General features: G+C 45.5%; 16 protein-coding genes. 5 read left to right on the top strand and 11 right to left on the bottom strand.

Annotated features, from left to right (window positions below; genetic code table 11):
* The first annotated feature begins 2 nt into the window (after positions 1 to 2).
* Entirely contained in the window at positions 3 to 1,052 is a 1,050-nt protein-coding gene (gene rlmF, locus BS19_RS07240) for a 23S rRNA (adenine(1618)-N(6))-methyltransferase RlmF (RefSeq protein ID WP_038174330.1), read from the top strand.
* A gap of 22 nt (positions 1,053 to 1,074) precedes the next feature.
* The gene (locus BS19_RS07235) at positions 1,075 to 1,263 is read left to right on the top strand and encodes a hypothetical protein (protein ID WP_038174329.1); all 189 of its coding nucleotides are present in this window, start codon (positions 1,075 to 1,077) and stop codon (positions 1,261 to 1,263) included.
* A 32-nt stretch (positions 1,264 to 1,295) separates the two neighbouring features.
* Here the strand turns inward: BS19_RS07235 and BS19_RS07230 are convergent, their stop codons facing one another.
* Both BS19_RS07230 and metA read right to left on the bottom strand, forming a co-directional pair.
* Complete coding sequence (locus tag BS19_RS07230; protein WP_038174328.1) at positions 1,296 to 1,949, bottom strand: tetratricopeptide repeat protein; 654 nt, start codon at positions 1,947 to 1,949, stop codon at positions 1,296 to 1,298.
* Between the two features lie 210 nt (positions 1,950 to 2,159).
* Entirely contained in the window at positions 2,160 to 3,101 is a 942-nt protein-coding gene (metA, locus tag BS19_RS07225) for a homoserine O-acetyltransferase MetA (protein ID WP_038174327.1), read from the bottom strand.
* A 130-nt stretch (positions 3,102 to 3,231) separates the two neighbouring features.
* Between metA and BS19_RS07220 the strand changes: the two genes are divergently transcribed.
* Both BS19_RS07220 and BS19_RS07215 read left to right on the top strand, forming a co-directional pair.
* A complete protein-coding gene (locus BS19_RS07220) occupies positions 3,232 to 3,627 on the top strand; it encodes an ATP-binding protein (protein ID WP_038174325.1) in 396 nt (131 codons plus the stop codon).
* A 131-nt stretch (positions 3,628 to 3,758) separates the two neighbouring features.
* Positions 3,759 to 6,488, top strand: a complete 2,730-nt coding sequence (locus BS19_RS07215; protein WP_038174324.1) for a bifunctional diguanylate cyclase/phosphodiesterase — start codon at positions 3,759 to 3,761, stop codon at positions 6,486 to 6,488.
* Between the two features lie 64 nt (positions 6,489 to 6,552).
* Here BS19_RS07215 and BS19_RS07210 read toward each other — a convergent pair whose 3' ends face one another.
* The 9 genes from BS19_RS07210 to BS19_RS07170 form a co-directional block, all read right to left on the bottom strand.
* A complete protein-coding gene (locus tag BS19_RS07210) occupies positions 6,553 to 7,698 on the bottom strand; it encodes an ABC transporter permease (protein WP_038174323.1) in 1,146 nt (381 codons plus the stop codon).
* Positions 7,695 to 8,858 carry an ABC transporter permease gene (locus BS19_RS07205; RefSeq protein WP_038174322.1) on the bottom strand — a complete coding sequence of 388 codons (1,164 nt, stop codon included), beginning with the start codon at positions 8,856 to 8,858 and terminating at the stop codon, positions 7,695 to 7,697. Before BS19_RS07205 ends, BS19_RS07210 begins: the two co-directional genes overlap by 4 nt.
* A gap of 13 nt (positions 8,859 to 8,871) precedes the next feature.
* Positions 8,872 to 9,849: an HlyD family secretion protein gene (locus BS19_RS07200; protein WP_038174320.1), complete on the bottom strand. Its 978-nt coding sequence runs from the start codon at positions 9,847 to 9,849 to the stop codon at positions 8,872 to 8,874.
* 9 nt (positions 9,850 to 9,858) lie between these two features.
* Positions 9,859 to 11,259: a TolC family protein gene (locus tag BS19_RS07195; protein WP_038174319.1), complete on the bottom strand. Its 1,401-nt coding sequence runs from the start codon at positions 11,257 to 11,259 to the stop codon at positions 9,859 to 9,861.
* Positions 11,260 to 11,395: 136 nt separating this feature from the next.
* On the bottom strand, positions 11,396 to 12,922 hold the full coding sequence (locus BS19_RS07190) for a tripartite tricarboxylate transporter permease (RefSeq protein ID WP_038174318.1): 1,527 nt from the start codon (positions 12,920 to 12,922) through the stop codon (positions 11,396 to 11,398).
* A gap of 20 nt (positions 12,923 to 12,942) precedes the next feature.
* Entirely contained in the window at positions 12,943 to 13,461 is a 519-nt protein-coding gene (locus BS19_RS07185; protein ID WP_038174317.1) for a tripartite tricarboxylate transporter TctB family protein, read from the bottom strand.
* Positions 13,462 to 13,666: 205 nt separating this feature from the next.
* Positions 13,667 to 14,638, bottom strand: a complete 972-nt coding sequence (locus BS19_RS07180) for a tripartite tricarboxylate transporter substrate binding protein (protein WP_038174316.1) — start codon at positions 14,636 to 14,638, stop codon at positions 13,667 to 13,669.
* 262 nt (positions 14,639 to 14,900) lie between these two features.
* Positions 14,901 to 16,688 (bottom strand): M28 family metallopeptidase, encoded by a 1,788-nt coding sequence (locus tag BS19_RS07175; RefSeq protein WP_038174315.1) that lies wholly within the window; start codon positions 16,686 to 16,688, stop codon positions 14,901 to 14,903.
* Between the two features lie 236 nt (positions 16,689 to 16,924).
* Entirely contained in the window at positions 16,925 to 17,722 is a 798-nt protein-coding gene (locus BS19_RS07170; protein WP_038174314.1) for a hypothetical protein, read from the bottom strand.
* Positions 17,723 to 17,993: 271 nt separating this feature from the next.
* Here BS19_RS07170 and BS19_RS07165 point away from each other — a divergent pair, with 271 nt between their 5' ends.
* Entirely contained in the window at positions 17,994 to 18,689 is a 696-nt protein-coding gene (locus BS19_RS07165) for a GntR family transcriptional regulator (protein WP_038174554.1), read from the top strand.
* The last annotated feature ends 4 nt before the right edge of the window (positions 18,690 to 18,693 follow it).

Raw genomic sequence — 18,693 nt, 5'->3', positions numbered from 1 at the left:
CTATGAATACGCGCACCAAAAAACAGCTAGCTATTGAAAACAACCGTCATGACGCCAAAGTGTCAGTCCCTAAAATGGTTGTTGATAAAGTTAAATCAGGGCTGCACAAACACAACGTTCATCAAGGCCGATATGATTTTCCTAAACTTATCGCGGCGCTGCCTGAACTTAAACAATATGTCATTCGCAACCCGAAAGGGGAGATGAGCATTTCGTTCTCTGATCCGGTGGCTGTAAAGCTGCTCAACAAGGCACTGCTGGCTTATCATTATCAAGTGACGAATTGGGATATTCCTCAAGGGTTTTTGTGTCCACCGATTCCGGGGCGCGCTGATTACATCCACCGTTTGCATGACCTAGTGACCAAAGATTTACCCAAGCTCAATCAGACCAAATTGTACGCCCTAGATGTCGGCGTTGGGGCTAATTGTATTTATCCTATTGTGGGTGTTACCGCGTACGATTGGCACTGTGTGGGCAGTGATGTCGACCCGGTGTCAGTAAAAAACGCCAATTGGATTGCTAAGCAAAACGCCGTACTCGATGGCAAGATTGAAGCGAGATTACAAACCAGTTCGGCGCATTTTTTCAAAGGAATTATTCGTCCGGGTGAGTACTACCACTTAACGACGTGCAATCCACCATTTCATAAGTCTCTGCAAGACGCGCAGCAAGGCAGTCTGCGCAAAGTGAATAATCTGACCGCCAACAAAGCCAAGCGAGGCCAGAGCTTGCCAAAAGCGGCCAATCAAGCATCATCTATACTTAACTTTGGTGGGCAGAAAGCCGAGTTGTGGTGCCCTGGCGGTGAAGCTGCGTTTATCAAAAATATGGCGTTTGAAAGTCGAGACTTTGCCAGTCAAGTCTTGTGGTTCAGTAGCTTGATCTCGAAAAAAGACAACGTGCGTTGGATGCGAAAAAACCTTGAGAAGGCCGGAGCGAAAGAGATCCATGTTGTAGAAATGAGCCAAGGGCAAAAAATTAGCCGCTTTATAGTTTGGAGTTTTCACAATCACACGCAACGGACTCAATGGTTGGCGCGACAGCCGTAATTAAATTGACAAGGAGCAGGGGATGGAAATTGAAATTTATATGCCCTGCGAACCCGTTTGGCTCTGCGATAGCTTTTTGTCGCTATTTGCGGTACTGCTAATCATGGGGCTAGTTGGCTTTATTTATATTCTTTACCGTGAGTATAAAAAAATTCAGCGCGCTTCGCGTGTGCGACGTCGTCGCCAAACCCCTCGCTCCAAACGTCGCTAGATTGAGCCAATACACTCATGATTGCAGCGTGCTTATTGGTTTATCTTTAACCGTAAGTTCTTTGTTGCTGCGTTAGAGCCAAATCTTTGCTCAAAGTTAGCCAGTCTATTCTTTGCTTTCTCGGTTTGGTTGGTATTTAAATACATTTCTATTAGGTAGAACCATAACTCTTTGCGTTCGGGTTGATGCTCAAGCGCTTGGTTCAAATACGTTTCGGCAAGCGGATAATCGTTGTCTTTAAGTGCACATAAAGCGGCGCTTTGATAGTTTGATGCACGCTGGAGTGCATGGGCGTTGAGTATCGACTGGCGATACCAGTGCTGAGCTTGACTAAATTTATTTTGCTGACAAAGAAAAGTGGCGTAACTTGAAACAACAGCAGGCTCAGTCAGGTCGGTTTGAATCAACTGATCGTAGAGGGCTTGCGCTGAACTGGTTGAACCAACGTGCTGATAATAGAGCGCTTGTGATAGTCGGCTAAGGTAATAGTCTGGTGCATGTTCGATAGCTAATTCAAAGTTTTGTCCCGCTTTATCAAGATGGCCAAGGCGAAGGTACTCCATGCCAACAGCAACACGAGCATCTGCTTTTTGTTTACTGTCACCACCTAAGGTCATTTGATTAGAAGAGGCTACGGTTGTGCAACCGCTAATAACCTGCAATAAAAGTAGGATGAAAATACGCATAGTAAGTCAGTGATGATAAACGATGACTTACTGTAGATAACAAATCACAAGCGCAGTATATCGTGTGGTCAAAATCCGAGAAGGCGCAGAGAGTATCCTTGAGTACAGACAGGATATACATCAAAATGTGTCGTTTTGAGCAGAAAAAGTGCGCCGTGAATTGGCGAATAAAAAGGAACGCAATGCGCTCCTTTCATCCTACGATGGTAATTAGTCATTGATGGTGAAATTGGCTTCACTGAATTGGTCGAGGTCATATGGCGTTTGTTGATAAACACAATAGTTGAGCCAGTTGGCAAACAGTAAATGGCCGTGACTACGCCAGCTTGCAACGGGCTTGTTGTCTGGGTTGTTGTTGGGATAGTAATTGACCGGAATCGCAGGCTCCATGCCTTCACTAAGATCACGAACATATTCATGATGCAGAGTGTGTGAATCGTATTCCGGATGGCCGGTTACAAAGACATTGCGTTTGTCTTTTGTTGCGGCAAGATAAACACCAGCGATATCTGATGTGGCAAGAATATCCAAATCAGTATGTTCTTCAAGGTATTCGGGTGAAAAGTCAGCATAACGAGAGTGCGGCGCCAAAAAGGTATCGTCAAAACCGCGTAATACTGGATGATAAGGTTGGTGGACTTTATGTTGGTACACACCCGATAGCTTTTCTTTACGTGTACGTTTGGGTAGGTTATAGAGCAACTTTAGCCCAGCTTGCGCAGCCCAACAGACATACAATGTCGAGGTCACATGGCCTTTCGCCCAATTCATAATCGTTTGTAAATGCTCCCAATAAATCACGTCTTCAAACTGAACCAATCCTAATGGGGCACCAGTAATGATCAATCCATCGAAATTACGCCCTTTGACCATCTCAAATTGGCGGTAGAAATTGTCGAGATGTTCCGTCGGTGTATTTTTACTTGGGCGATCATCAATCCGCAGCAGTTCAATATCAACTTGAAGTGGACTGTTGGATAGCAAACGTAGAAATTGGGTTTCCGTTTCAATCTTTTTTGGCATCAAATTGAGGATCAAAACTTTAAGCGGACGAATTTCCTGAGTAGAGGCACGAGACTCGGCCATCACGAATATATTCTCGGTACGCAATACGTCAGACGCGGGCAATTGATCGGGGATCTTAATCGGCACAGCTTACTCCCTAAGCATGGTTATGGACGTCTATACTTCTAAACTTAACCCAATCATATGAAGATGTCGATAGCAATCTGACCTCTAGATATAATAATATTGTTGCCCAAATCAATCACACGATCTCTTTATGACATTAAAACTGACGCTGATACGTGGTTTACCTGGATCGGGCAAAAGTACCTTGGCTAGAACATTGCCAGCTCATCACTTTGAGGCTGATATGTATTTCGTCGACCATAACGGTGACTACCTTTTTCAACCAAATAAGCTGCCACAGGCTCATCATTGGTGTAAAACCAACACCCAGCGCTGTCTAGCCCGCGGTCACGATGTGGTGGTTTCCAATACCTTTGTGCGTCGATGGGAAATGGCGCCATACTATAAATTAGCTCAGCGTTATAACGCGAAATTTGAAGTGATCGAGTGTCACGACAATTTTGGCAATATTCACGGTGTTGAAGAACACACCATTGAGAAAATGAAACAGCGATGGCAAAGCTGGCAAATACCCCTTAAGCGGTAAATAGCCTTGTTTAGTCAATGATTGGTCAATTGATTGTTTGGTTTATGACTTAAAATTTGGAGCGATATCAAGTTATATTGCCATACACTATTATAGTATCCACTAATATATTTGTTTGGGCAATTCATTGAATGAATCGAATCCGCTTTCTGAACCTTACTCTCCAAACCAAAACGGCGCTTTACTTCATCGTCGGATTGTTGAGTGTCACCCTGAGCTGTTTGTTTATTACTCGCTACTTTTTTGTTGTCGCTATTAATGATTTGGAAAACAGTGAGTTACGTCAGTCGAGTGAGCAAGCACGCAGTGTGATCACTAAAATGGCCAATGATCTTGAAGAGCACTCATATGATTGGTCCTATTGGGATGAGACTCATCAACTACTGCAAGGCGGAGACCCAGAGGCATTTCGTGAACGAAATTTGTCTCAAGACGGATTGGACGCGCTCACGCTTGATCTAATGGTATTTAGTGACCTACATGGCAATGTCATTGAAAGCATCGTGCGTGATGGCCACGATTTAGAAGGTCAGTTGGTCAGTTTAATGACGAAAAACGAGTTTATTCAACGTCATATTGTTTCAATGAACCGGGTGCTAGACGCCGCGCGCGACAGTTATAGTGGTCTGTTGCTCGTGGGAGGGCAAATCTGGAACCTGAGTATTACGCCAGTACGTGATAGTGAGGGTTCCTCTGGCTCATCTGGTTGGCTGTTATGGGGGCAAAACTTAACGCAGCGTTTTCCCGGGGACTTCAGATCTATTTTAATTGCCGACAATGAGATCGTTCCCTTTAACGAGGCAGCAGCTTTGGACAGTAAAGAGACTAATGCTCTACAAGTGACTCCTCGACTGATCGAAAAAAATCAGCAGTCGATGACTGAGACGGTCAGCTTAGTAGGGATGACAGGGAAGAAGGTCGCCACGCTTCGAACCACGATAAGCCGTGCTTATTTCAATAAAGGTAACGTTATTTTCTATTACCTGCTGGCCTCACTTGCCGTCGTCACGGTATTGATTTCGTTGATGACTTTTTTAACCTTCAGACGTCGCATCGCTCTTCGTTTTTCCGATTTACAGCGCGATCTTAATGCGTTATTTGAATCCTATAAATTGGACGGTTTAACTCAGCCAAGCAAAGATGAGCTCGACAATTTAACCAATTTGGTTCAAGCGCTAGCCACCAATAACTCGCAAACTCATGAACGCTTACAAGATACCCAGCGTAAGTTTGACGCGCTTTATCACAGTAAAAATATCGCGATGGTGTTGGTGAGAGGGCGTGAAATCATCGATACTAATCAGACCGCGCTGTCTTTACTTGAATATCAACACGATGATCTTATTCATCAGCCACTCGATGTACTCTGCTCTGATTCTGATCAGCCTGAGTGCCAGATCGACGTGATGTACCGTCAGTTTGCACAAGGCAAAACACAATTTGAAGCACAAATGCTTACCAGTCAAAACATTGAAATTGATTGCCATATCGAAGTGAGTCGAATCAAATATCAGAGCCAAGATGCAGTTATGCTTTCAATCAGCGATATACGAGAGAGAAAACAACAAGCTAAGATGATTGAAAGTTTAGTAGAACGTGACGCGGTGTCTGGTTTGTGGAATAGAAAATCGATCATGGAACAGGTAATCGCGCTAAAAAATCACGAACTTACCTTTATCTATGTCTCCATTCCGAACCTTAACGTTATCGCAGATGTGTATGGCCATGAAAAATACGACGAATCGGTTCAATATGTCTCGGCGTTGTTAAAAGACAAACTGGCCCGCTTTCCTGTTGGCCGTATCAGCGCCGATGAATTTATTGCGTTGATCGCAACTCGGGTAGAGTTTGAAGATGCTTTGTGGGGGGCGATGCGTCTGCACGAAGAGTTATCGGAAAAGCAAAAAGTGAATGGCGTCGAGATTGACTTGAAGTGTGGAGTGAGTGTTGTTCCCCCTGAGATGAGTCATCTGGATTTTAATGCCTTACTTCAGGCCGCCAGTTATACCGTGCAGAATAATAAGGCCGATATAAGTTCGGTCTCTGTATCGCGCGTTGATCAAGATATGTTTGATCGCTCGCAAATTGCTGCGGCGATTAATCGAGATCTTGCCGGTGCGATTCGTGATGGTGTTATCAGAGCGCACTATCAACCAATCGTTGACAGTAAAAGCGGTGATATTAATGGTTTTGAAGCGCTAGCGCGTTGGCAACATAGTGAGTTTGGTTTTATCTCACCAGCGGTTTTTGTACCACTGGCAGAAAAGGGCGATCTGATCATTGAGTTAGGAGAGCAAGTACTCAGACAATCTTGCCAGTTCATCCAACAGATTAATGGTATTCGGGAAAGTCAGGCAAAGAAACCCTTATCTATCCATGTTAACTTAAGCGCGCCGCACTTTTATCATTCTCAGTTAATTGCTTTTCTAGCTGATCTCATCACTGAATATCAAATTCGTCCGGGTCAATTAGTCATAGAGTTAACGGAAAGCATGTTGATGGGGCCAGAAAGTGAAGTGGTGGCGCTAATGGATGAGATTAAAGCGCTTGGCGTTCTATTTGCTTTAGATGATTTCGGTACTGGTTACTCATCGTTTAGTACTTTGTGTAGTTATCCGTTAGATATTGTGAAATTAGATAAGTCTTACATTGACCAACTGGAAACCAACGATCGTGCCAAAAGTCTGGTTAGACATATCGCCAATATGGCTCAAGAATTGGGTTTAACAACGGTGGCGGAAGGGGTCGAAAATGCATCCCAAGTACGTAAACTGTGTAACTGGAACATCGAAGAGATTCAAGGTTTTTACTTCTATAAACCAATGCCCGAAGATGAAATAATCAATCTTCTCCAGCGCTAGATTTTGGTCTGCTTATTAAGGCCAATGATAAAGGCTTAGCGACCTAGCTAAGCCATTATTCGTTCTATAATTTTGCTGAAAGCTTACTGATGGACTTTCGATAGCCGATGTAACTGAGCAACGTCCACCCAATAGACTGTATCCAAAGTTGCAGATATTCACCAGAGACACTTTGCCAACTGCCTCCCATCTGATTGAGCCTCAGGAAGCCCTGAATGGCCGGCGTGCTAGGGAACAATTCAGATAACCAAACAATCGGAGCAGGGATCGCTTCAATAGGCCAAATGAAGCCGGCGCTGAAAACAAGCGGCATCGAACTTATCAGTACGACTAAGGTGACCAACTCACGTCTTGGTGTGATGGCACCGAGCCAAGAACCGATAGCTATGGTTGCAAGCAAGAAAGGCAGGGTGAAGGTGAGTAAGTCTACTGCGCTGGCCAATTGATTAACCCCATAGAACGAGAAGCTAGCGCCAAAGTAATACATGCTGAGCAGATAATAAATTACCGTCAGGACTATACTACGTGCCAGTAATAGCTTCACTGGCGACACTTTTAGCCAATATCCTCGTCCTTGTTTCTGTGTGCCGACCATTAATCCGGCAGCCATGGCAAGGGTCTGTTGTAAAATCAGCACAAATACCGCAGGAACCACATAGTCAACGTAACCTATGCGTGGGTTAAAGGTCGGTTTTAGATTGGTGCGAGTTGCGGCGTATTGCGTGGCAGCTTTAGACAGAGGTTCGCCATCGAGTACCAGTTTAGCTACCGTCGTTTGTGCGGCGAGTGTACCGCCAGCTTGCGCCAATCCTTCAACGATGGTGCCGTAAACCAAGAAATAAGAAGCGTCACCAGCGTAGGCAAGTGTGGGGCTTTTCCCGAGCATTAAATCTTTGTAGAAATGTTCAGGAATCACCAAAATACCACTGACTTTCCCATCGAGAAAAGCTTGCTTCGCATCAGCGAGTGTTGAGTCGCGTTGCATGACTTTAACTTGAGGGGTGGCATCAACCATACGCTCTAACTGGTAACTGGTTTGGCTTTTGTCTAAGTTAACAACGCTTATTTGCTGTTCTCTCGGGGTCTGGTGACTGTAGGGTAGCGGGTAAAGGAACGAGTAAAACAGTACGCCGCCAAACACCGTAATCAAGATTACCGGATTGCTCAGCAGTGCTTTAAGTTCGGCTTTAAGAAGTAGGCCAAATCTCATTGGGTGCCCTTAGTCGAATGACTCGAATGTATTGCGTTGAGATGTATGCTCATTAAGCCAATAACCATAACGAGAGGAAGGCAATAACCAAGCATCGGTATCAAGTGCGTCATCGATTGGGTCCACGCTTCACCGTAACTCACTTGACCGACTTGAACCTCAATATAGTGACTGATTGGCAAAAGGTCTCGCCATATCTGAGCGAGCGTGTTCATATCAGTCACCGGGAAGGTGATGCCCATAAAAGCGAAGCTCGGCGCCGTAAATGCGCCAGCAAAGCTCATCGCTCTAGCTGCGTCTAAAGTTAAGAAGAAAAACAGGCACCCCATAACTATGCATGCAATCATGGTGAAAAATTGAGCAATAATTAGTGTGATAAAGCTGCCATTCATCGGCCATTCAAAACCAAGATAGAACCAGCACAGAAACGCAAAACCTTGCACTGCAAACACCCAGCTATAAGGCGCTAATGTCATGATTAAGTTGCGAGTGGCGTGAGTGCCTAGCCAGTGTGTTAAGCCCCGATCGCGTAAATTGGCAGAGAGAATCAAAATGGTGCTGACTACAATAACAATTTGCCACAGTGCAGGAACAATCGCTGAAACTAAAAACTGGGCATAATTTGAGTTTTTGTTAAACAGTGAGGTTATCTGCGTTCGAATCGGTACGGCTTTACCCATAGCAGACGCGAATGTTGCCCCGCCCTTGGCCAAATTCTCGACAGTGCTTAGTTGAGCGTTAAGCGTACCTTGCGCTTGAAGAAAGGCGGAGCTTAGAATCTTACCAATTAAGATCATTTGGCTGTTATAAAACACACTCACTTGTGGCGAGAGATGTTTGTAAGTGTCTTGCTCGAAGTGGTACGGGACCACCGCATAAGCATAAATATCGCCAGAAATCAGGGCTTGTTTGGCACTGGCAACACTGGGGTAGTGTTGTTTGACTGCCATACTCGAGCTTGCGTCATAGTAACGAATCAATTCTCCAGACAATTTGCCTCGGTCAAGATCAACCACACCAATAGGCAAATCGCGGACGATGCCCTGAGAAAAAATAGCCCAAACGAGGATAACCAGCACCACTGGGATCCAGGTGAGGGATGAGAGGAGCCATTTATCGCGCCGGACAATGGTAATTTGTGAAACGGATCTAGCGTGCATAATGACAACCGTATTAATTCAACTCGACCACTAAGCTCATGCCCATACGCAATTTATGATCAGGTTGCGTTGGTCTAGCTTCAACTTCAAAGGTGCGTAAGTCAAAGCCCTGTGATGCGTCGGTTGAACGCCAAGTCGCAAAGTCACCCATGACTGAAATATGCGCCACTTCCAATTCAATATTCTTATCTAAAGCAGGAACATAGGCGTTTATCAGTGCGCCTTTCTCGAACTGTTTGAGCCAATCTTCACGAACATTAAACACCGCCCAGGCGTCTTGGGTATCGATCACAGTAACAACTGGGAAGCCTTGTGGGGCAAGTTCACCACTTTGTAGCAGCACTTGAGACACTTCACCGTCGAACCAGCTTTCTATGCGTGTATCTTGAGCGTAAGCTTCCACCTCTGCAACAGCGCCTGCAGCCATTCGAGCTTTCTCTGCGGCAGCCAACTTAGTTTCGCTGCGCACACCTTCACGGGCGAGTTGATACATCTGAAAAGCCGCGCTTTCGGTATACTTAGCCGCATCCCACTGTGTTTTAGCTTCATCACGTTTTTGCTCCGCGACAACGCCTTCATTATAAAGGTTATTGACACGAAGGTAGGTTTTCTCCATCAGTGACGCCGCCGCTTTGGCTTTTAACCATTGATCTTTGGCCGCCTGAATCTGTTGACTACGCGCCCCTTTTTCGGCCTCCATCGCAAGTGCATCTGCGGCTTTTTCGCCCGCTTTTGCTTGTTCTAATTTTGCTTCAATTTCTGGGCTATGAAGGGTGAAAACGAGGTCACCTTTTTCAATAGTTTGACCTTTGCGCACCAAAATTTGGTCGATGCGTCCTGGCACTTTGGAAGAGATACTGTACTGTTGCGATTCAATTTGACCTTGCAGGCGAACAGGTTGAGGTTGATAGGCTTGGTAAAAGCTATAACCCACCCAAGATGCAACACTTAATGCGACAGCTGAAAGAACTAGTGATTTGGCGTTTTTCATCGGTAAACCTTATAAACCTGAGGTATTAATAGCGTTGTGTTGGTACTGACTAAATGCATCCATTTCGCTTGAGAGTGCCAGTAATTTTGCTAGCGAAATGAGGTAGTTGAAGCTAGCGGCGGCTTTTTGAGTCTTCACCTTTGCGATATAAAGTTGGGCATCAACTACGTCGGTTGATGTGGATAATCCTTGAGAGAACGCCTTTTGACGCAGATTTAGGTTTTCCTGTGCCAGATCGATACTGGATTGCAGGCCGATCACTTCTTCTTGTGCCTGTTGCGCTTCGAGGTAGGTCTTTTGTACCAATACTGACAGATCTTGCTTGGCCTGTGCTTTAAGGTATTGAACTTGCGACACAGCGCTATGTGCGGCTTTCACTTTTTCGCTACGCCCTGAACTTTCAATGAGCGGAATATTTACTCCTACCCCGACTAACCAATCGGGTTTGAGCTGACTGGCGATTGAGTCATCTTCATACAAACTGTAATCACCATATAAGTAAACTTCAGGATAGTATTTACCCCGCTCAGCTTTGATTAAACTGTCGGCTTGTTTCTCTTTGGCATCTAATAGTGCAAGGCCAGGATAAGTCGACAGCGTACGTTCGATAAACAACTGTTGGGCTGGTAGGTTTTGGTTAATGAACAGCGAATCTGAAGGTGTTACTGCTGCAGACTGATTTAAGATCTGTGTGAGAGCAGATTGTGCGATTTCGAGGCTTTTATCTGCTTTTTTACGTTCAATGATCGCATTATCGAGTGCAGATTGTGCTTGTAGGCGCTCAACGCGAGCAATTTGCCCTTGTTGCTCTAGCTTTAACGCATTGTCACGGTGGCGAGTTAACCCCTGTTCGACTAAACGGCGGGTTTCGACCACGTCTTGTGCCAGCAGCACGGAAAAATAGTATTTACTTAAATCTTCGAAACGCGCTTGCGTTTCCATTGCTAGTTCGCTTTGTGCTTGCTGTTTTTTCCCTTCAGCCGCAGATTGAGCCGCGTTAATTCTTCCGCCAGTAAAAATCGGCCAAATCGCACGCAACGATGAACTGAAAATATCTCGCTCAGTGATTGTCGAGGTGATATTACCTAAGTTGGCAAACAACTGATTAAATGTCGGGCCGAGGTTAGGTAGAGGCTGACCAGTACTATTAAAAATTTGCTGCCCCGATAAAGTGACATCGCTGTCGAGTCGTGTGTAATTGGCACCTAAAGTGATAGAAGGGAGGTTAAGGTTATCTGTCGCACTTTCTAGGTGTTGATAGCGTTCAACGTTGGAACGTTGCGCAGCCAATGAATTATTTTCTTGCTTTAATAGCTGCCAAGCTTGTTCAAAACTAATGGCGGCTGAAAGCGACACGGGAGAATATAAACTCAAACATGCGATCATTGCAGCGATAGGGCGCGGTAACATAGTGGCACTCTAGTTGGGTTATCTTTGAAATTAGAGTATATACTCTAAATGAGACTCAGGCAATTTACCTGCCTAACTATAGAGCAGCCATTAAAAAAGGGGAACATAATGTTCCCCTTGTTAATTGATCGTATCGTTATTGCGTCACTTTTTTTGCCGACGGTCTGAGTTTTTCAAACAATCTGACCAGCAATGGACTACACAGAACGAGAACCGCCAGAATGGTGAAGCTCATTGTAATTGGTCGCTCCCACAAGAAACTTAGCTCGCCATCACTGAGCATTAACGCTCGGCGCAAGTTTTCTTCCATCAAGCCGCCGAGTATGAACCCGAGAAGCAATGGTGCCAGTGGGAAATTGGCTAACCTTAGCGCGATGGCCGCCATCGCAATCAGCAACATGATAAAGACATCCATGGTGTTGAAGGAGACTAAGTAAACCCCGGTAATAGAAAAGAATAAAATCATCGGTAATAGAACGGTTCTCGGAACCGCAAGCAATTTAGAGATGTACGGAATGAGTGGCAGGTTAAGAATAACCAGCACGATATTACCAAAGTACATTGAAATGATAACCGACCAGAATACATCTGGGTGTTCAACGAACAAGCGTGGTCCAGGCTGAATGCCATAAGAGATTAGCGCACCAAGCATGATCGCGGTGGTGCCTGAACCAGGAATACCCAACGTTAATAAAGGTACAAAGGAGCCACTTGATGCAGCGTTGTTCGCCGACTCAGGGGCGACCAGACCACGAATACTGCCTTTACCAAATTCTTCTCTTTTCTCTTTTGGCGCTAAGTTACGCTCCATGCCGTAGCTTAAAAATGCCGCAATAGTCGCGCCTGCACCGGGTAAAACACCGGTGAAAAAGCCAAGAATGGACGAGCGAATTGACACGGGTGCCGCTTCTTTAAACTCTTCTTTGGTCACCTTCATGCTGCCGATATGGCTCATTTTGTTCTGTTCATCGGTGCGAGTGTCTTGTTCTGGCTTCAAGATGCCCATCAAGGTTTCACCCAAGGCGAAGGTTGCCATTGCGAGTAGTAGGAAACTAAATCCATCCATTAAGTCAGTCATACCAAAAGTAAAGCGCTCAACCCCAACACCTTTATCGATACCGACCGTGGATAACATCAAACCTAATATGGTCATCATCCAAGCTTTTATCACTTGTCCTTTGCCCGCAAAGGCCGCTACTGCAGATAAACCCAGTAACATTAATGCGAAGTAGTCTGATGATTGAAAACTGAGCGAGACGTTAGCTAACGCTGGGGCCGCAACCAATAGCATGATGGCTGACAATGTTCCGCCAGTGAATGAAGAGTAGGCCGCTAGAGCCAATGCTTTACCCGCTTGGCCTTTTTGCGCCATTGGATAGCCATCAAAGGCCGTAACTACCGTCGATGAACAACCGGGTGCGTTAATCAGAATTGAGGAGGTTGAACCGCCAAAAACGGCACCATAATAAACGCCAGCCATAAGAATTAAACCCGATGATGGGTCGAGGCCGTAAGTGATTGGGATCATCAGCGCGATGGCTGAAATTGGCCCTAACCCTGGCAGCATGCCGATAAAGGTACCAACGAAACAGCCCACGATCACCATCATGATGTTCATCGGCATTATCGCCGTTGAAAGGCCTTGTAAGATTCCATCTAACATAATGTCATTTCCTTAAAATATTAAGACCAGAGGGTGAAAATAACACCAGGCTCTAAATAGATTTCTAGACCTTGGGTGAGGAGTAAATAGAACGCGATAACGAAGGGGAATGAAGCGCCAAACAGCACTTTTTTCCGTCTTTCACCGAGTAAGTAAAAACCCGCGAGTAAAAACAACCCCGTTGCGAGGACAAATCCAAGGTAAGTCAGCCCAACCCCGTAAAGTGCCATCAAGACCAAAAAGCCAATTAATAACTTCCAGTTGAACTCAACTACGGCGCCACTTTTCTCATCAGGTTGCCCTGTTACGAGAAGCATTAAAGCCAGTGCGATACCAATATAGGTGAGTATGGTCGGCAGAGTACGTGCTGTGAAAGGTTCATACTCATCACCAGGAAAAAGGGCAATTTGAGCAGTTTGATAACCGTAACATAGGCAGACGATGAGAAAGATCATCGCACCGACACGATCACGGCATAATAGGTTTTCTCTTCGCAAGAAATTGTCTTTATTGAATGAATTGGTTGGCAAATCCGACATATCCAACTCCATTTACATGACAGGTGGTAACAAATAAAAAAGCCGTACACGAGGGTTAATGAGCATATTTCACCAACCAATAAGCCCATTGCTGCTAGTCAACGAGGCTTAACTGTTCATTACTAAACAGAGGAGATTGTATTGCGAGTACTCGAGTACGGCAGAATAGGTAAGAGGGCGTGGGTTACGCCCTCAATATTGTTATTTACTTAAGGAAGCCCAGCTCGCGCATTAGGTCGCCCATTTGTTTTTCTTGATTTTCAAGGAACGCGTAAAAGTCTTTATCGGCTTTGTAGTTGTCAATCCAACCATTACGGTCACGTACAACTTGCCACTGTTCTGTTTGATACATTTTAGTCAGAGCGGCGTTCCATTCATTGATTTTTTCTTGGCTCGCCCCAGGTGCTGCAAAGAAACCACGCCAGTTAGCAAAGACCGTCTCATTACCGTATTCGGTCAGCGTTGGGATATCTGGTGCTGCGTCTAGACGTTTAGGCGCCGTGACAGCAAGAATTTTGACTTGACCCGATTTCGACATCTCAAGGACTTCACCTAGGCCAGTTGAAAGCAGTTGAGTCTCACCTGAAAGCAGCGCCGCCATCGCTTTGCCACCAGCATCGTAGGCAATGTAACGAACTTTCTTGGCATCAAAGCCTTCGCCTTTAAATGCCGCTGCAACAACAAGGTGATCCATACTACCGCGCGCCGATCCACCAGCAATTTTTACTTTACGCGGGTTGGCTTCAAACTCTTTTACGACGTCTTCCCAACTATTGTACGGTGAATCAACAGAGGCAACGATTGCGCCATAATCGGCGATCGTGGCGGCAACTGGGGTAAGATCACGGAAAGACTGAGGGAAAATACCGCTAAGTGAGCGAACCACAATCGGCGTGGAGTTAACCATTAGCGTGTCTTCTTGGCGCTGTGCCGTTTCAATCAAATGAGCAATCGCTTTACCGCCACCGCCGCCAGAAAGGTTTTGGAATGAGACGGTTTCAACGATATCAGATTTAATCAGTACGTCTCCGGTGCCACGAGCGGTCATATCCCAACCGCCACCAGCGCCACCAGGGATCAGAAAGTGGATTTTTTCTACATCAGCTGCAAAAGCGTTGAATGAAAAAGACGCAGCGATGATCGAAGCGGCCAGTGTTGGTTTAAATGCCTTAAACATGATTCACGTTCCTTATGTCGGTGCCTATTCTTCTTTGTGAGCAGGCTTATCATTATGAATGATCTACCAATAAGGAGGATGCTTATTGATAGATGTATCTAAGGTTAATGGCATGTTAAATATCTGTCTGTAATGCGGTGATAAAAACAATATTGAGCATAAAGTGAGTTTTGTTCATAAAGTTCACGCAACTTCTTCCGCGTCAAATAAACAAAAAGCCGCACTAGGTGCGGCTTGATGTTATGGGTTAAACAGGATGGGGCTATTGACGGTCTTGATCAAAGTCACCGTGGAAGTGATCGTGGTCAGAGACGCTATCCGCTGCTTTCAATTTCTCACCAATACGTTGTTTCGTGGTCGGTGCGTCTGCAACACTCAAGCTGCGCAGTGCAGTTTGAGCTGTTGGTTGCGGTTGTGGAAATACGGGTTCACTAAACGCGTAGTAGGTGGTGACGTAAGCAAGCGACTGAGTGTTGACGAACAAGGCGTTTTGACTGATGTTGTTCAAGTCATCACATGCTTGGTGGTAACACTTGTCATAAGCGACATCAATTTCGCCGCCAAATTGCTCGACTTCTTGTGCCGACTTGGTTTTTTCTGCACCAGTAAACAGACCACCAAAGGCAATTCCCCAATCGGCAAAGCCAGCGTAGTCAGAGCGTTTTGATAGCGCTTGTGGGACGGTTGCTTCCGATTTTCTCGCAAAGAAACGATTGAATGTTGACTCGATATCCGATGTGCCATAAGGCGGCGTAAAGTCACCGGTATAAGCATTGTCTGGGCTGTCTTTGGTGTCAGACAGGTCGCCATCCATAACACCGAAAATATAGTTCGGTGAGCCAATCATATCGAAGTTAAGATAGAGCTGGACTTTGTTGAGCTGATAATAACGCGCTTCAACTAAATCGAGCTGCTCTTCAGTCAGTTGACTCGGATCTTCTAGACCAAGCTCGTCCACTATCTCTTGCTCTGCCTGACTGCGTAGCGCACCAAACAGCTCATTGGTGTAGTATTCCGATCCGACTAAGCCTGCTTCTTCTGCCGCCCACCATGCAAAGCGGACTTTGTTTTTCACAGGAGCATTAAGATCGGCGAGCGTTACCGCGTATTCAAGTAAACCGGCGGTTCCAGAACCATTGTCGTTGATTCCTGGTCCTTCTGGCACTGAATCTAAGTGTGCGCCAAGCATAACCACTTGGTCAGGGTTGCCGCCTTTAGTCTCGGCAATGACGTTTTGAGTAATGACGTTTTCGTCTTGAACATTAATATTGAGTGTGACAGGAACATCCGTTGTTTGACTCAGTTGATACCATTGTTGACCAAGTTCAAAACGCGCGCCTAGTGCAGGGATGGTCGCTTGGCTGTCGCTGCCTAATGTGCCATTCACAACCGCGGTTCTGCCTTCTGCGTTGCCTTGGTTAAAGACAATGACACCTTTCGCACCGGCATTTTGCGCGTTAACGACTTTTGTATTGAAGCTACAGCCTCCGCGTTGAATGACGGCTACCTTATCTGCAACGTCTTTACCTGCGAAGTCTGACGCTTCACAGCCGTCAGTACTGTCGTAATCTGGGGCATCAAAACGAAAATCTGGAGTGATAAATACCGCCGGTGCCGAAAGCACACCATTTGAATTGCCCGAGTATGACATCGCGGCAAAATCGGCCTCTTGCCCTTCACCTGCACCGCGAGTACTGATCAAATCGCTACCGTTGACGTTGAGTTTGGTCCCCGCTAGCTCTTCCCATGCGCGGAAATCAAATTCTTGGGTTGAGACGATATAGCCGTGATCACGCATTGTCTCGATGATGTAATCGACAGAATATTGGTAACCGTCACTACCGGCGGCACGAGTAACGGAACTGCCATCAGTGGTTTTTGATGCGCGCGCTTCAAGTTCGACTAGGTGGCTTATCACCTCTTTACGATCAATTTTGTTACTGACGTATTTCGCCGCTTTTTCTGGGTCGTCCCAGTAACACCCTGAAAGTAGGGTGGTACTGATAACGGTCGCGAGCATAGTTTTTGTTGTTGTGATGCTTACTTGCATTTGTGACTCCTTGTTGATTTAGCAGTCACATACTTGCTGAAAATTAGCGTTAAAAAAATGTTAAATTGATGGCGTGTGGCTATTTATGAATCGATATCAAATAAGGTACATTTATCAATTTTATCAGTTACATATCCTTCGACAAGTCATCACGAATTCAACAGAAAACAAACACATTATCAAATGTAAGGGGTTAAAAGGGTTTTGTTGGTAACCTTGTTTTGCGCATCAATGACTTAACGGCTGTCAACGATTAATAGTTTCGCACTGCGATAGGCAAAGTCCATGCTCTGTATCTCATTAGGGCGACTGGTGATGTAGTCAACTGGCGGTAAAACGACAAAGAAAAGTAAAGGTTCCGGATTAAGGTATTTCCAGCGCTGAATAGCAGGATTTTTTTTGTACGCATTGAGGTTGACTGTGAGGACGATACTTTCAGGTGCTAGTTGCGATCCTTTCAATGCGCCCAGTTCATGAACCGCGCCCCACAAAGTATCGAGAGAACGTTCATGGCTACTTCTTAAGAACAATTCTAGTTGAAACGTGTCTTGGCTATTTTTGCTTACCACACTCAAACGTTCGGTTACGCGGCGACCTTGTTGAAAGGGCAGATAATCCAAACCATTGTCGACAATCTGGTTACTCAGTGGGCAAAGTTGGATTGAATCGACGGGTTGCTGACTGGCGAACAGCTCGCAACTAAATTGTTTGATTAGTAAGGCTAAGTTTTGGTGAAACTCGGACTCAATCAGATCATCAATCGACACAGCTTGATTGTTGGTTGCTTCTGCGAACAGTTTGTTAAAGGCTTGATTGAGTGTCGAAGTCTCGTTGACGGCTAAAAAATGATTATTTCGAATCGCTTGCGTAAGGATATTGTCTGATTGAATGACCGCGAGCTCTTGCTCTGAATAGATGGCGTCGCGCAGCAAAGGGTAGTAGGGCTGACGCTGATCCGCGTCAAATAAAGAGCAGCCATTTAGGCCTAACAGTGGCATCGCGGCAACCATTAATTTGTGCTTTAACTTCCACATAAGCCTTATCTATTCACTATCCGTGTTAATGAATTACGATACTAAACGCATACCTAATGTGAGTCATTGATTTTGTGGCATTTGTGTTAATCGGCACCGTAATCGATTGCTAATATGTGACACAGTTGTGCGTAGCTTAAGTTGCTCAAGAGTTATACCTTAGTCTAAATTGTCGACAATGATCTTGATTGTCGACAATGTTATGGTCTATTTTGTTGGTATGAAGAAGGATTGTAGACAGTCTTCGGTTGCTACCAAGAGTAAAATAGAGATGAATACAGAGCTTAAAACTCGACAAAAAGGCGCTCTCGTAGAAAAAGAGCATACCAAATCAGCAAGCTTGACCGAGTCGCTGGTTGAAGCGATTGTCAATGGTGATATAGCGCCTGGAAGTAAAATCTCTGAGCCCGAACTGGCTAAGCGCTATCAGGTTAGCCGAGGTCCGTTGCGTGAAGCCATCATGCGCGTTGAAGGGTTAGGGTTAATCGAACGTATTCCGCATGTTGGTGCGCGAGTGATTACTTTATCGCCAGAAAAATTGGTTGAGCTCTACTCTGTGAGAGAGGCGCTAGAGGGCATGGCCGCGCGCTTGGCCGCACGGCACATCACGCAAGAGCAACTTGCAGGGCTAGAAGCGGTATTGTTGACACATTCACATCATATTGATCAAGTCGAAGGGGCCTCATACTTTCACCAGCATGGTGATTTCGACTTTCACTATCGAATCATTTTAGCCAGTCGTAACAGTAAGTTGATCGCGCTGCTGTGCGACGAGCTGTACCACTTGCTTCGTATGTACCGTTATCAGTCGCCACGCTCTCAATCGCGTCCGGTTGAAGCGTTGGATGAACATAAATATATCTTGCAGGCGATCCGCAATCGTGACGAAGAATTAGCCGAAATGCTTATGCGTCGTCACATATCAGGAAGCCGCTCACTGATTGCACAACAAATCCGTAAGGACTAGAGGA

It is taken from the genome of Vibrio pacinii DSM 19139, from assembly GCF_000711795.1.
Classification (GTDB): Bacteria; Pseudomonadota; Gammaproteobacteria; order Enterobacterales; family Vibrionaceae; genus Vibrio; species Vibrio pacinii.
This window is presented reverse-complemented; position numbering and strand designations above follow the sequence as displayed.

Bases quoted from the DNA above. Each gene is read 5' to 3' on its own strand.
- BS19_RS07170 (WP_038174314.1), bottom strand. From the start codon at position 17,722: ATGTGGAAGTTAAAGCACAAATTAATGGTTGCCGCGATGCCACTGTTA.
- BS19_RS07205 (WP_038174322.1), bottom strand. From the start codon at position 8,858: ATGCACGCTAGATCCGTTTCACAAATTACCATTGTCCGGCGCGATAAA.
- BS19_RS07175 (WP_038174315.1), bottom strand. From the start codon at position 16,688: ATGCAAGTAAGCATCACAACAACAAAAACTATGCTCGCGACCGTTATC.
- rlmF (WP_038174330.1), top strand. From the start codon at position 3: ATGAATACGCGCACCAAAAAACAGCTAGCTATTGAAAACAACCGTCAT.
- BS19_RS07215 (WP_038174324.1), top strand. From the start codon at position 3,759: ATGAATCGAATCCGCTTTCTGAACCTTACTCTCCAAACCAAAACGGCG.
- BS19_RS07165 (WP_038174554.1), top strand. From the start codon at position 17,994: ATGAATACAGAGCTTAAAACTCGACAAAAAGGCGCTCTCGTAGAAAAA.
- BS19_RS07230 (WP_038174328.1), bottom strand. From the start codon at position 1,949: ATGCGTATTTTCATCCTACTTTTATTGCAGGTTATTAGCGGTTGCACA.
- BS19_RS07185 (WP_038174317.1), bottom strand. From the start codon at position 13,461: ATGTCGGATTTGCCAACCAATTCATTCAATAAAGACAATTTCTTGCGA.
- BS19_RS07180 (WP_038174316.1), bottom strand. From the start codon at position 14,638: ATGTTTAAGGCATTTAAACCAACACTGGCCGCTTCGATCATCGCTGCG.
- BS19_RS07220 (WP_038174325.1), top strand. From the start codon at position 3,232: ATGACATTAAAACTGACGCTGATACGTGGTTTACCTGGATCGGGCAAA.
- BS19_RS07195 (WP_038174319.1), bottom strand. From the start codon at position 11,259: ATGTTACCGCGCCCTATCGCTGCAATGATCGCATGTTTGAGTTTATAT.
- BS19_RS07210 (WP_038174323.1), bottom strand. From the start codon at position 7,698: ATGAGATTTGGCCTACTTCTTAAAGCCGAACTTAAAGCACTGCTGAGC.
- BS19_RS07200 (WP_038174320.1), bottom strand. From the start codon at position 9,849: ATGAAAAACGCCAAATCACTAGTTCTTTCAGCTGTCGCATTAAGTGTT.
- BS19_RS07235 (WP_038174329.1), top strand. From the start codon at position 1,075: ATGGAAATTGAAATTTATATGCCCTGCGAACCCGTTTGGCTCTGCGAT.
- BS19_RS07190 (WP_038174318.1), bottom strand. From the start codon at position 12,922: ATGTTAGATGGAATCTTACAAGGCCTTTCAACGGCGATAATGCCGATG.